General features: G+C 73.9%; 10 protein-coding genes. 4 read left to right on the top strand and 6 right to left on the bottom strand.

The features are described 5' to 3' along the window. Window positions 1–822, bottom strand: an 822-nt coding sequence (locus tag ABZ885_RS26190; protein ID WP_360193305.1) for a serine/threonine-protein kinase, incomplete at its 3' end; no start/stop codon positions are given. Between the two features lie 201 nt (window positions 823–1,023). Here ABZ885_RS26190 and ABZ885_RS26185 point away from each other — a divergent pair. Beyond that, entirely contained in the window at window positions 1,024–3,306 is a 2,283-nt protein-coding gene (locus ABZ885_RS26185) for an FdhF/YdeP family oxidoreductase (protein ID WP_360193303.1), read from the top strand. 82 nt (window positions 3,307–3,388) lie between these two features. Here the strand turns inward: ABZ885_RS26185 and ABZ885_RS26180 are convergent, their stop codons facing one another. Continuing rightward, window positions 3,389–5,014 (bottom strand): NlpC/P60 family protein, encoded by a 1,626-nt coding sequence (locus ABZ885_RS26180; protein ID WP_360193300.1) that lies wholly within the window; start codon window positions 5,012–5,014, stop codon window positions 3,389–3,391. Between the two features lie 334 nt (window positions 5,015–5,348). On the opposite strand from ABZ885_RS26180, the gene ABZ885_RS26175 reads away from it, so the two are divergent. Beyond that, on the top strand, window positions 5,349–6,524 hold the full coding sequence (locus ABZ885_RS26175; RefSeq protein ID WP_360193297.1) for an inorganic phosphate transporter: 1,176 nt from the start codon (window positions 5,349–5,351) through the stop codon (window positions 6,522–6,524). Window positions 6,525–6,550: 26 nt separating this feature from the next. Further along, window positions 6,551–6,808, top strand: a complete 258-nt coding sequence (locus tag ABZ885_RS26170) for a hypothetical protein (RefSeq protein WP_360193295.1) — start codon at window positions 6,551–6,553, stop codon at window positions 6,806–6,808. 124 nt (window positions 6,809–6,932) lie between these two features. On the opposite strand, the gene ABZ885_RS26165 is transcribed toward ABZ885_RS26170, so the two are convergent. Both ABZ885_RS26165 and ABZ885_RS26160 read right to left on the bottom strand, forming a co-directional pair. Then, the gene (locus tag ABZ885_RS26165; protein WP_360193293.1) at window positions 6,933–8,483 is read right to left on the bottom strand and encodes an MDR family MFS transporter; all 1,551 of its coding nucleotides are present in this window, start codon (window positions 8,481–8,483) and stop codon (window positions 6,933–6,935) included. A gap of 187 nt (window positions 8,484–8,670) precedes the next feature. Next, complete coding sequence (locus tag ABZ885_RS26160; protein ID WP_360193290.1) at window positions 8,671–9,129, bottom strand: MarR family transcriptional regulator; 459 nt, start codon at window positions 9,127–9,129, stop codon at window positions 8,671–8,673. A gap of 118 nt (window positions 9,130–9,247) precedes the next feature. Between ABZ885_RS26160 and ABZ885_RS26155 the strand changes: the two genes are divergently transcribed. Beyond that, window positions 9,248–10,294: a DUF3533 domain-containing protein gene (locus ABZ885_RS26155; protein ID WP_360193288.1), complete on the top strand. Its 1,047-nt coding sequence runs from the start codon at window positions 9,248–9,250 to the stop codon at window positions 10,292–10,294. 56 nt (window positions 10,295–10,350) lie between these two features. Here the strand turns inward: ABZ885_RS26155 and ABZ885_RS26150 are convergent, their stop codons facing one another. After that, window positions 10,351–11,571, bottom strand: coding sequence for an ROK family protein (locus tag ABZ885_RS26150; RefSeq protein ID WP_360193285.1), 1,221 nt, complete (start codon window positions 11,569–11,571; stop codon window positions 10,351–10,353). 170 nt (window positions 11,572–11,741) lie between these two features. Then, a complete protein-coding gene (locus ABZ885_RS26145; protein ID WP_360193283.1) occupies window positions 11,742–12,263 on the bottom strand; it encodes a GtrA family protein in 522 nt (173 codons plus the stop codon). Between the last annotated feature and the right edge of the window lie 80 nt (window positions 12,264–12,343).

Raw genomic sequence — 12,343 nt, 5'->3', positions numbered from 1 at the left:
GGCCAGGGCCGCCAGCCGCCGCTCCACCGTGCGGGCGTCGGCCGGCCGGTCCGCCGGGTCCTTCGCCAGCAGCTCGGCGACCAGCCCGGCCACCTCCGCGGGCAGCCCGAACTGCGCCGGATCCAGGGCCGGCGGCGGTTCGTTGAGGTGCTGGTACATCAGCACCGGCGTCGAGTCCCCGCTGAACGGCCGCGCCCCGGTGCAGAGTTCGGCCAGGACGCAGCCGAACGCGTAGAGGTCCGCCCGGCCGTCCACCCGGCCGCCGGTCCAGCGCTCCGGCGCCATGTACGCCGGGCTGCCGACGATCGTCCCGGTGGTGGTCAACCCGCCTGCCCCGACGTCCAGCTGGGCGATGCCGAAGTCCAGCACCTTCAGCGTGCCGGCGTCGGTGACCATGATGTTGTCGGGCTTGATGTCGCGGTGCACCATGCCCGCGTCGTGGGCGGCGGCCAGCGCGGAGCAGAGCTCCCGCCCCCAGCGCAGGCTCTGCTCCGGGTCGGGCAGGCCGGCCCGGAGCACGGCGGTCAGGGTGCGGCCGCCGAGCAGCTCCATCACCAGGTAGGTCACCTGCCGGCCGGCGAGCTCGCCCTCCCCGAGGTCGTGCACGGTGACGATGTTCGGGTGCGAGAGGTTCCCCGCCGCGCAGGCCTCCCGGACGAACCGCAGCGCGGCCTTCTGCTGGTCCTCGCCGTGGTGGCTGATGACCTTGACCGCCACCTGCCGCCGCATCCGGGTGTCCAGGGCCCGCCAGACCACGCCGAAGCCGCCCTGGCCGAGCCGCTCCACCAGCTCGTACCGGCCGTCCAGCACGTCGCCGACCATCACCCGCCCCACCCCCGCCTCTCGAAGCCGCCCCACTCTACCGACGCCGTGGCCGTCCCTCCGCGCCGTCCGGCGGCCCCTCCACGCCGCCCCTCCGTGCCGTCCGGGTGCCCCTGCCGGAGACCCGCGCCCGGGTGCGAGGATGGCTGCAGGCCCCCGCGACGGCGCGGCGGCCGGACGAACAGCCCGAGGAGCGCAGTCATGGCCAAGCAGGCCCCGCAGAGCGACCCGGCGCAGGACGCCCCCGCGGTGTCGGCGCCCCAGCACGCGGCCGCCGGACTGCCCGCGGTCGGCCACAGCCTGCGGATGGCCACCGAGCAGATGGGCCTGCGCCGCACCGCCGCCACCCTGCTCAAGGTCAACCAGCCGGACGGCTTCGACTGCCCGGGCTGCGCCTGGCCCGAGCCGGGGAAGACGCACACCGCCGAGTTCTGCGAGAACGGCGCCAAGGCCGTCGCCGAGGAGGCCACCGAGCGCCGGGTCCACGCCGATTTCTTCGCCGCCCACCCGGTCGCCGAGCTCGCCGAGCGCTCGGGCTACTGGCTCGGCCAGCAGGGCCGCCTCACCCAGCCGATGCTGCTGGAGGAGGGCGCCACCCACTACTCCCCCGTCTCCTGGGACGACGCGTTCGCGCTGATCGCCGAGGAGCTGCGCGCGCTGGACACCCCGGACGGCGCCGCCTTCTACACCTCCGGCCGGACCAGCAACGAGGCGGCCTTCGCCTACCAGCTGTTCGCCCGCCGGCTGGGCACCAACAACCTGCCCGACTGCTCCAACATGTGCCACGAGTCGTCCGGCTCCGCGCTCACCGAGACGCTCGGCGTCGGCAAGGGCAGCGTCAGCCTGAAGGACCTCTACCAGGCCGACCTGATCATCGTGGCCGGCCAGAACCCGGGCACCAACCACCCGCGGATGCTCTCCGCACTGGAGCGGGCCAAGCGCGCGGGCGCCACGATCGTCAGCGTCAACCCGCTGCCGGAGGCCGGCCTGGAACGGTTCAAGAACCCCCAGCAGGCCCGCGGCCTGGTCGGCCACGGCACCAAGCTGACCGACCTCTTCCTGCAGATCCGGCTCGGCGGCGACCTCGCCCTGTTCCGCGCCCTCAACCAGCTGATCCTGGAGAAGGACGCCGTCGACCACGCCTTCGTCGCGGAGCACTGCCACGGCTTCGAGAAGTTCGCCGCCGAGGCCCGGGAGACCGGCCGCGAGGAGGTGCTCGCCGCCACCGGCCTGCCCTGGGCGCAGATCGAGGAGCTGGCCCGGCTGGTGTTCGCCTCGGAGAAGGTCATCGTCTGCTGGGCGATGGGCCTCACCCAGCACAAGCACGCCGTGCCGACCATCCGCGAGGTGGTGAACTTCCTGCTGCTGCGCGGCAACGTCGGCCGCCCCGGCGCCGGGGTCTGCCCGGTGCGCGGCCACAGCAACGTGCAGGGCGACCGGACGATGGGCATCTTCGAACGCCCGTCGAAGGCCTTCCTGGACGCGCTGGGCGGCGAGTTCGGCTTCGAGCCGCCGCGCGAGCACGGCCACGACGCGGTGGACACCATCCGTGCGATGCGCGACGGCCGGGTCGGGGTGTTCTTCGCGATGGGCGGCAACTTCGTCGCGGCCTCCCCGGACACCGAGGTCACCGAGGCCGCGATGCGCCGCTGCCGGCTGACGGTGCACGTCTCCACCAAGCTCAACCGCTCGCACGTGGTGACCGGCGCCCGCGCGCTGATCCTGCCCACCCTCGGCCGCACCGACCGCGACGTCACCGCCCGCGGCGCGCAGTTCGTCACCGTCGAGGACTCGATGGGCCAGGTGCACTCCTCGCGCGGCGGGCTGCGTCCGCCCGCGCCCGGCCTGCTCTCCGAGGTGGCGATCGTCTGCCGGCTGGCCCGCGCCGCGCTCGGCCCGCAGGACAGCGTGCCGTGGGAGGAGTTCGCCGCCGACTACGACACCCTGCGGGACCGGATCGCCCGAGTGGTGCCGGGCTTCGCCGACTTCAACGAGAAGGTCCGCCGGCCCGGCGGCTTCACCCTGCCGCACGGCCCGCGCGACTCCCGGACCTTCCCGACCGCGACCGGCAAGGCCAACTTCACGGTCAACCCGCTCACCGCGCCGGAGGTCCCGGACGGCCGCCTGCTGCTGCAGACGCTCCGCTCGCACGACCAGTACAACACCACGGTCTACGGCCTGGACGACCGCTACCGGGGCATCACCGGCGGCCGCCGGGTGGTGCTGGTGAACCCCGCCGACGCCGCCGACCTGGGCCTGGCCGAGGGGGCGTACGTCGACCTGGTGAGCGAGTGGAAGGACGGCGTGGAGCGCCGCGCCCCGCACTTCCGGGTGGTGCACTACCCGGTGGCCCGCGGCGGCGCGGCCGCGTACTACCCGGAGACCAACGTGCTGGTGCCGCTGGACTCCACCGCCGACATCAGCAACACCCCGACCTCCAAGGCCGTGGTGGTCCGCTTCGAACCGGACAGCGGCGCGCCCTGACCGCCACACGCCCGAGGGGGCGGCGGGCCGGGTGGCCCGCCGCCCCCTCGGGCGTCTTCCGGTGCGACCGGCCCGGTACGGGTCAGCGCTGTCCGGCCGACGGGGTCGCCGAGGTGCTGCCCGGGGCGGAGGCGCTCGCGGAGCCGGTCCCGGTGGCCTTGGCGGACGAGGCCGGCGAGCCGCTCCGGGTCGTCGGGGTGCCCGGGGTGGTGGGCGTACCCGTCCCGGCCGGCGTGCCGGTGCCGGTCGGCGTGCCCGTCGGGGTGTCGGTGGGAGTGCCGGTCGGCGTACCGGTCGGGGTGCCGGTCGGCGTCCCCGTGGGCGTACCGGTCGGGGTGCCCGTCGGCGTACCGGTCGGGGTGCCCGTCGGCGTACCGGTGGGGGTGCCGGTCGGCGTCCCCGGGTCGGCCGGCGTCGGCGTGCCGGGCGCCGGCGTGGCCGGAGCCGGGGTGCCGGGCGCGGGCGTCGCCGGCACCTGGTTGGCCGGGCTCGGCGCGATCGGGGTGACGGTGTCCCAGCCGGCCGGGAGGTCCGGCACCTTCCAGGCGCCGCCCGCCTCGTCGGCCGCGGTCTCCGGGTCGGGCCGGACGGCGCCGAGGATCGGCATCGAACCGATCGGCGACACCTTGATCACGGCCCCCGGCCGGGGCGCCTGGACGACCAGCCCGCCGCCGATGTACAGCGCGACGTGGGTGGCGCCCTCGAAGTAGATGATCAGGTCGCCGGGGCGCAGCTGGTTCAGCGCGATGCGCTGGAGCTGGGCCCACTGCTCCTGGCTGGTGCGCGGGATCGGCTTCCCCGCGTGCAGCCAGGCCTGCGAGGTGAGGCCCGAGCAGTCGAAGACGTCCGGCCCGGCCCCGCCCCACACGTACGGCTTGCCGAGCTGTGCCAGCGCGTAGGCGACGGCGGCGCGGCCGGCCAGCGAGGGGGTGCGCTCGCCCTTGCCGAGCGCGCCGGAGGCGAGGAAGGACAGCTGTGCCTCGTCGGCCCTGGCCTTCTCCAGCTTCTCCAGCTCGGTGCGCTGGGCGCCGGTGAGCGAGGAGACCAGCTGCTCGACCGAGGCGAGGTCGGCGGCCACCTTCGCCTTGGCGGCGTCCTGCTGGGCGACCAGCGCCTGCGAGGTCTTCAGCGCCTCCTCGTTCTGCTTCTGCAGCCCGGTGAGCGCGTCACGGTCGGTCTTCAGCCGGTCCAGGAACTCGGACTGCGAGCGGCTGGCGGTGGCGAGCAGCTCGGCGATGGTGACGGCCTCGTACGGGTCCTTGGAGAGCAGCAGCTCGGCGTAGGCGGAGGCGGCGCCGTTGCGGTACTGGGCGGCGGCGAGCTGGGCGGCGACGTCGGTGCCGGCGTCGACCAGCTTCTGCTGGCGCTCCAGCCGCTCCTTGAGGTCGGCGAGCGCGGCCTGCTGCTCCGTCACCTTGGCGACGGCGGCGTTGTACTGCTCGGTGGCGGTCTCGGCGCCCGTGTACAGCTCGTGCAGCCGGTCGAGCAGCGGGCCGAGGGTGGCCTTGGCGTCGGCGAGCGGGTCGGCGCCGGGCGCGACGGTGGGGGCGGTGACGCCGGGGGTGCCCGGTTCGGGCGCGGCGTAGGCGGCCTGGGCCGCGAAGGGCAGCGCGAGCGCGGCGACCGCGAGGGCGGCCCCGCACCGCAGGGCGGCCCGCACCCATGGCCGCAGTCCGGCCGACTCCGTGCGCTGTGCTGCCCCGCCCATGGGTGTGTCCTCCCCGACCCGTACGGCCCCGGGACGCCCGGAGCCTGGCCGATCCTCCCACGGGTTACTCACGGGAAACAGACCGCACCCGTACGGGTCGGTGAATTCTCATCAGCGATGTGAGACAGGTCTCACCAAACCCGACCGAAACCGGACGTTCCGCACCAATGCCCAGGTCAGTGCAGCGGAGGACACCTTGTGGAAAGGTAGCGTCAATCGGTCCGACACCATCGGAACCACGAATCCCGGCTCAGTTCACCTTCCGTTCACCGAGCGTGCCTACCGTCGCGACCGACACCAACGTCAGTGCGACAACTACGACGATTGTTTGGGTATGGAACACATCTCGTTCCTGGTGGCCGTTGTGATCATCACGGCGCTCGCCTTCGACTTCACCAACGGGTTCCACGACACCGCCAACGCGATGGCCACCTCCATCGCGACGGGAGCCCTCCGGCCCAAGGTCGCGGTCACCATCGCGGCCGTCCTCAACTTCGCGGGCGCGTTCCTGTCCGTGAAGGTCGCCACCACCATCTCCGGCGGCATCGTCAACGAGAAGACCGGCATCCACCCGGAGATCATCTTCGCCGCACTGGTCGGCGCGATCCTGTGGAACCTCCTCACCTGGCTGAGAGGCCTGCCGTCCAGTTCCTCGCACGCGCTCTACGGCGGCCTGATCGGCGCCACCGTCGTCGGCGTCGGTGTCAACGGCGTCAACTTCGACACCGTGGTCACCAAGATCCTGATCCCCGCGATCGCCTCCCCGCTGGTGGCCGGCCTCGCCTCGTGGGGCGCCACCAAGCTGGCGTACGCCATCACCCGCAAGAGCAACGGCGAGACCGTCACCAAGGGCTTCAAGGCCGGGCAGATGTTCTCGTCCTCGCTGATCTCGCTGGCCCACGGCACCAACGACGCCCAGAAGACGATGGGCATCATCACCCTGACCCTGGTCTCGGTCGGCGCCCTGCCGAAGGGCGCCCTGCCCCCCACCTGGGTGATCGTCTCGGCCGGTGCGGCCATCGCGCTCGGCACCTACATGGGCGGCTGGCGGATCATCCGCTCGATGGGCAAGGGCCTGGCGGACATCAAGGCGCCGCAGGGCTTCGCATCCGAGTCGGCGGCGGCCACCGTCATCCTGACCTCGTCGCACATGGGCTTCGGCCTCTCCACCACCCAGGTCTGCTCCGGCGGCATCATGGGCGCCGGCCTCGGCGGCCCGAAGGGCGAGCTGCGCTGGAGCCTGGTCCGCCGCATGGTCTACACCTGGGGCCTGACCCTGCCCGCCGCCGCGCTGGTGTCCGGCGCCGCGGCCTTCCTGGCCCAGCAGGGCGGCTGGGGCGTGGCGCTGGTCGGCGCCGCCCTGGTGGCCGGCTCGGGTGCGATGTGGATGATCTCCCGCCGCCAGCCGGTCGGCGCGGACAACGTCAACGAGGTCACCGAGGTCACCCCGGTCGAGGTCACCCCCGCGCCCGCCACCCCCACCCCCGCCTCGACCACGGTCGCGGCCTGACCGCCGCCGGCTGAGGAGCACTCACCATGCACATCAAGTGGAACGCCCTGGCCCAGACCGCCGGCTTCAGCTTCGGCATCACCGTCGCCGTGGTCTCCGTCTTCGCGCTCGGCATCCTGGCGCTCTCCCGCCGTGAGGCCGCGGTCGCCGCGCAGCACTCGGCGGCCGGCACCGGCGCCCCGGCCGCGGGCGGCGGCCGGCTGGCCCTGGCCGGCGCTTACGCCTGCTTCGCGGTCTGCGGCGCGGCCGTCCTCTACGGCCTGTCGCTGATCGCCGGCCACTGAGGCCGGACCGCAGCACGGCGAAAGGGCCGGGGAGAGCTTCGAAGCTCTCCCCGGCCCTTTCGCGTTCCCGGCCGCCGTCTCCGCCGCCGGCCCGCGCCCGCACCCGGTGGGGCGGACGGCCGGGTCAGTCCTGCTGGGTGGTGCGCAGCGCGGTCTCGCGGATGAACAGCACCGTGACGAAGGCCAGCAGCGCGAACGGCGCCGCGACCAGGAAGACCACGCCCACGCCGTGCCCGAAGGCGTCGGTCACCAGCGGCACCACCGCGGCGGGCAGCCGGTGCAGGTCCGGGATGCCGCCGCCGGCCGCGGCACCGGCCGCCGGGACGTGCGCGGCGGCGAGGTTCTCCGCCAGGTAGTGGCCGACCTTGTTGCTCATCAGGGCGCCGAGCGCGGAGACGCCCATCGCGCCGCCCATGGTGCGGAAGAAGGTGACGACCGAGCTGGCCGCGCCGAGCTCGTGCCGGGGCACGGTGTTCTGCACCGCGAGCACGAGGTTCTGCATGGTCAGGCCGAGGCCGACGCCGGTGACCGCCATGTAGACGGAGAGCAGCCCGTACGGGGTGTCCACCCGGGCGGTGCCGAGCAGGCCGAACCCGATCGCCAGCAGCAGGGTGCCGGAGAGCAGGTAGATCTTCCACTTGCCGTACTTGGTGATCATCTTGCCGGCCACGGTGGAGGAGAGCGCCAGGCCGAGGATCATCGGCAGCGTCATCAGGCCGGCGATGGTCGGGGACTTCTCCTTCGCCAGCTGGAAGTACTGGCTGAGGAAGGTCGTCGCGCCGTACATCCCGATCCCGACCAGGACGCTGGCGAGCGCGGCCAGGGTGACGGTGCGGTGGCGGAAGAGGTGCGGCGGGATGACCGGCTCGGCGGCGCGCTTCTCGACCAGCACGGCGACGGCGCCCAGCAGCAGGCCGCCGCCGACCATGGCCGCGGTCTGCCAGGAGAGCCAGGCGTAGTTCTTGCCGGCCAGGGTGATCCAGATCATCAGCAGGCTGACGGCGCCGGTGATGACCAGCGCGCCCAGGTAGTCGATCTTCACCTGGCGCCGGACCACCGGCAGCTTGAGGGTGCGCTGCAGCACCAGGATCGCGGCCAGCGCGAACGGGATGCCGACGTAGAAGCACCAGCGCCAGCCCAGCCAGGAGGTGTCGACGATGACGCCGCCGATCAGCGGTCCGCCGATGGTCGCCAGGGCGAAGACGGCGCCGAAGTACCCGCTGTACCGGCCGCGCTCGCGCGGCGGGACCATCGCCGCCAGGCAGATCTGGGCGAGTGCGGTGACCCCGCCGGCGCCGATGCCCTGCAGGGCGCGGCAGGCGATCAGCTCGCCGGTGTTCTGCGACAGGCCGGCCAGCGCCGAGGAGGCGATGTAGATGACCAGGGCGATCTGCAGCAGCAGCTTCTTGCTGGCGAGGTCGGAGAGCTTGCCCCAGATCGGGGTGGAGGCGGTGAGGGTGAGCAGGGTGGCGGTGATCACCCAGGTGTAGGCGGACTGGCCGCCGTGCAGGTCGGTGAGGATGCGGGGCAGCGCGTTGGAGACGACCGTCGACGAGAGCACGGCGACGAAGAGGCCGAGCAGCAGCCCGGACAGCGCCTCCATCACCTGCCGGTGCGTCATCGGTTGGTCGTCGACGGCGGCGGCTCCGGTGGTGGCTGTGGTGGTGACGGTCATCTGGGTCCTTCGGGTGCTTCGGAGGCTTCGGATGCCTCGGCGGGGACGGCGGCGGCGGGGACGCGGGGACGCGGGAAATCGTTGCCCTCGGCAACCATAAGAGCGATGGTTGCTTAGGGCAACTTTCTTCAAGGCCGAGTAAAGGCCCGGGATCTCATGGATCCCGGGCCTTCGCCTCCCCGGCCGCTCAGCCCGCGGCCGGCTCGCCGATCCCGTGGTTGAAGCGGTGCAGCAGCTCGGCGAAGCGGACGACGTCGTCCTCGGCCCAGTTGCCCAGCAGCTCGCGCACCCGCTCCATCCGGGCGGCCCGCGCGCCCAGGTACCGCCGCCGGCCGTCCTCGGTCAGCGAGACCAGCGCGGAGCGGCGGTCCAGCGGATCCACCTCGCGGGCCACCAGGCCCAGCTCCTCCAGCGCCCGGATCTGCCGGCTCACCGTGGCCTTGCCCACCCCGAAGTGCGCGCCCACGTCGGTCACCCGCACCCGCCCGGCCTCCTCGATGTAGCCGAGCATGCCGTAGGCCGCGCCCTCCAGCTGCGGGTGGACCCGCCGCGAGAGTTCCGCCACACGGGCGCGGCCCCGCCGGAACATCAGCGCGACCTCACGCTCCACCGCCAGCAGGGGTTCTTCGTCATTCGCCGCACTCACCGCGCCAGTATCCCGCAGCCCGCCCGGCCGGACCGCGGTGCGGGATGCCCGGCCCCGAAACTATTTCATGGTATGAAGTATTTGCTTTCCCCGACCGACTCCGGACAAGGAGATGTGCATGGCCGCCCCCGGGCAGGTACCGAGCAAGGGCCTCGTCGCCGAACTGAAGGGAGCGGTCACCCCGCGCACGGCGCTCATGGTGATCGCCGTGCTCCTGCTCCAGTTCGGCTTCATCACCTCCTACGTCGGCGCCCTCCACCACCCGACGCCGCACGAGCTGTCGATCGCGGTGGTCGCCCCGCCGCAGGTCTCCCCCAAGCTGGTCGGGGCGCTGGAGTCGGTACCGGACGACGCCGTGAAGGCCGTCACCGCTCCGGACGCGGAGACCGCGGCCCAGCAGATCAAGGACCAGAAGATCTACGCCGCGCTGGTCTTCAACCCGGCCGGCACCGAGGACACCCTGCTGGTCGGCGGCGCCCGCGGCCCGTCCGCGGCCCGGGCGGCCGACACCATCGTCACCGCGCTGGAGAAGACCCAGGGCCGGACGGTGAAGACCCAGGACGTGGTACCGCTGGCCAAGGGCGACCCGAACGGTCTCACCTCCTTCTACCTGGTGATCGGCTGGTGCGTCGGCGGCTACCTGGTCGCCTCGATCCTCGGCATCAGCGCCGGCGCCAAGCCCGCCAACACCGACCGGGCGGTGCTCCGGCTCGGCACGCTGGCGCTGTACTCGGTCGCGGCCGGCATCGGCGGCGCGGTGATCGTCGGTCCGGTGCTCGACGCGCTGCCCGGCTCGTTCTGGGGCCTGGCCGGCGTGGGCGCCCTGGTGGTCTTCGCGGTCGGTGCGTTCACCATGGCGCTGCAGTGCCTGTTCGACATCATCGGCATCGGCATCGCGGTGCTGGTCTTCGTGGTGCTCGGCAACCCGAGCGCGGGCGGGGTCTTCCCGCCGCCGATGATGCCGCCGTTCTGGCGGGCGATCGGCGCGTGGATCCCGAACGGCGCCGGCACGGACGCGACCCGCTCGATCGCCTACTTCGGTGCCACCAACCTGGCCATGCCGCTGCTGGTGCTGCTGGCCTGGGCGCTGGTCGGCGTCGGGATCACCGTCGCGGCCGTCATCGGCCGGCCGGGCCACCGCACCCGGGAGCTCGTCGAGGCGTAGCGGCCGCGGACGCCCGGGCGGGTGCCGAGAACGGCACCGGCCCGGGCGTCCGCGGCTCAGGGCGTGGCCGCCAGCCGGCCCGGGTCGGCCACGATCGCCCGGACCACGCCGACCGCGGCCCCGAGCAGGGGGCCGCGGCGGCCCAGCCGGGAGACCGTCAGCCGCTCGTCGGACCACGGGCGGACGGTCACCCGGGCGGCCAGTTCGGCCCGCATGGCCGGCAACAGCCAGGGCGCCAGCTGGGCGTAGCCGCCGCCCAGCACCACCTCGGCCGGGTCGAGCAGGTTGACCGCACCGGCGGACGCGATGCCCAGCGCCGCGCCCGCCCCGGCCAGCGCCGTACGGACCTCCTCGTCGCCGGCCTCGGCCCGCTCGGCCAGCAGCGCCACCCAGTCGCCGCGGATCCCCTCCAGGCCGGCCGCCCGCAGCACCGCGTTCTCCCCCGCGTACTGCTCCAGGCACCCGTTCGCCCCGCAGGCGCAGCGGGGGCCGTCCGGGCGCACCGGCACGTGGCCCAGCTCGCCCGCGTAGCCGCGGGCGCCGCGCAGCAGCCGGCCGCCGACCACGATCGCCCCGCCGACCCCGGCCTCGGCGGAGACGTGCAGGAAGTGGTCCGGTCCGCCGCCCAGCCAGAGTTCGGCGAGCCCGCCCAGGTTGGCCTCGTTGTCGGCGTCGAGCGGCAGCTCGGCCAGCTGGTCGGCGCCCGTCACGCGCAGTGCCAGACGCAGCTCGGCGGCGACCGGCACGTCCTGCCAGCCCAGGTTGGCGGCCCGCTGGAGCACGCCGCCGCCGTCGCCGACCAGCCCGGGCACGGCCAGCGTCAGCCCGGCCGGACGAAGGCCCGCATCGGCGGTGGCCCGGCGCAGCAGCTCGGCCAGGTCGGCCATCACCGCGGCGGGCTGCCGGTCCCGGTTGCGGATCTCCTGCCGGCGCCAGGCGCGGACCTCGCCGCGCAGGTCGACCACGCAGGCGCCCAGGTGTTCCACCCCGATCTCGGCACCGAGCCCGCCCGGGCCGCCGGGGTTGAGGCCCAGTGCGGTGCCGGGCCGGCCGACCTTGCCGCTGGGCGCGGCCGGGCCCTCCTCGACCACCAGTCCGGCCGCGATCAGCTCCTCCGCGAGCGAGGAGACGGCGGCCCGGGTCAGCCCGGTGTCGGCGGCCACCTCGGCCCGGGAGCGCGCGGCCCGCGCGATCACCCCGAGCACCAGCGCCAGGTTGGACCGGCGCATGCCCTGCTGGCTGGCCGGCCCGGCCCGGAGGGCGTCCGTCTCGCGCATCGCCTCACCCCGTCCGGCTGCCGTCCACCCGCCTCAGGGTGCTTCGTCGTTTGCAGCGTAACCGCGTTCGGCCGACCGCTCCCGGCGGGCCGGGGCAGGCGGCGGACGGTCCGGCGTCCCGCTCCGGGCCCTGCTCCGGCCCCTGCTCGGGGCCCTGCTGGGGGCCCGGCTCAGGAGATCCGCTGGGGCTGCTCCGCCGGGGCGGCGGCCGGTTCGGCGGGACGGGTGAAGACCCAGCGCCGCATCGCCCAGTAGCGGAAGAGCATCGCCACGAAGGTGCCCACGACCATCCCGCTGAGGAAGTCCGCCACCTCCTGGGTGAACGCCGTCACCCGTGGCTCGCGCAGCTCCAGCAGGTAGCGCGAGGCGACCAGCGGGAGGTCGTTGACGCCGATCGCCACCGTGCTGACCAGCAGGAAGAGCAGCACCTCGCGGCGGCGGCCGACCGCCCGGAAGGACCACTGCCGGTTGAGCACGTACGAGACCGTCGTGGCCACCACGGTCGCGATGGTGAGCGCCACCACCGGCTTGTGCTCCAGCACGGTGAACTTCAGCGAGAAGTTGAGCACCGTGGTCAGGGCGAAGCAGGCGCCGCCGACCAGCAGGAACTTCACCAGCCTGCGGTGCCTGACCAGGAACGGGCGCAGCCCGGCCGGCACCTTGGCCAGAGCGCGCTGCGTGGGGGACGGCATCCTCGCAGTGTGACGACGCCGCCCGCCGTCCGCTACTCCGCGGCGGCCCGCGACCCCGGAGGGGTGCGCGGAGCCGGGTG

This window comes from Kitasatospora sp. NPDC047058 (genome assembly GCF_040643935.1).
Lineage (GTDB): Bacteria > Actinomycetota > Actinomycetes > Streptomycetales > Streptomycetaceae > Kitasatospora.
The sequence above is the reverse complement of the archived record's forward strand: the minus strand, read 5'-3'. Positions and strand labels throughout refer to the sequence as shown.

Coding starts and splice junctions, on each gene's coding strand:
- ABZ885_RS26185 (WP_360193303.1), top strand. CDS start 1,024: ATGGCCAAGCAGGCCCCGCAGAGCGACCCGGCGCAGGACGCCCCCGCG.
- ABZ885_RS26180 (WP_360193300.1), bottom strand. CDS start 5,014: ATGGGCGGGGCAGCACAGCGCACGGAGTCGGCCGGACTGCGGCCATGG.
- ABZ885_RS26175 (WP_360193297.1), top strand. CDS start 5,349: ATGGAACACATCTCGTTCCTGGTGGCCGTTGTGATCATCACGGCGCTC.
- ABZ885_RS26170 (WP_360193295.1), top strand. CDS start 6,551: ATGCACATCAAGTGGAACGCCCTGGCCCAGACCGCCGGCTTCAGCTTC.
- ABZ885_RS26165 (WP_360193293.1), bottom strand. CDS start 8,483: ATGACCGTCACCACCACAGCCACCACCGGAGCCGCCGCCGTCGACGAC.
- ABZ885_RS26155 (WP_360193288.1), top strand. CDS start 9,248: ATGGCCGCCCCCGGGCAGGTACCGAGCAAGGGCCTCGTCGCCGAACTG.
- ABZ885_RS26150 (WP_360193285.1), bottom strand. CDS start 11,571: ATGCGCGAGACGGACGCCCTCCGGGCCGGGCCGGCCAGCCAGCAGGGC.
- ABZ885_RS26145 (WP_360193283.1), bottom strand. CDS start 12,263: ATGCCGTCCCCCACGCAGCGCGCTCTGGCCAAGGTGCCGGCCGGGCTG.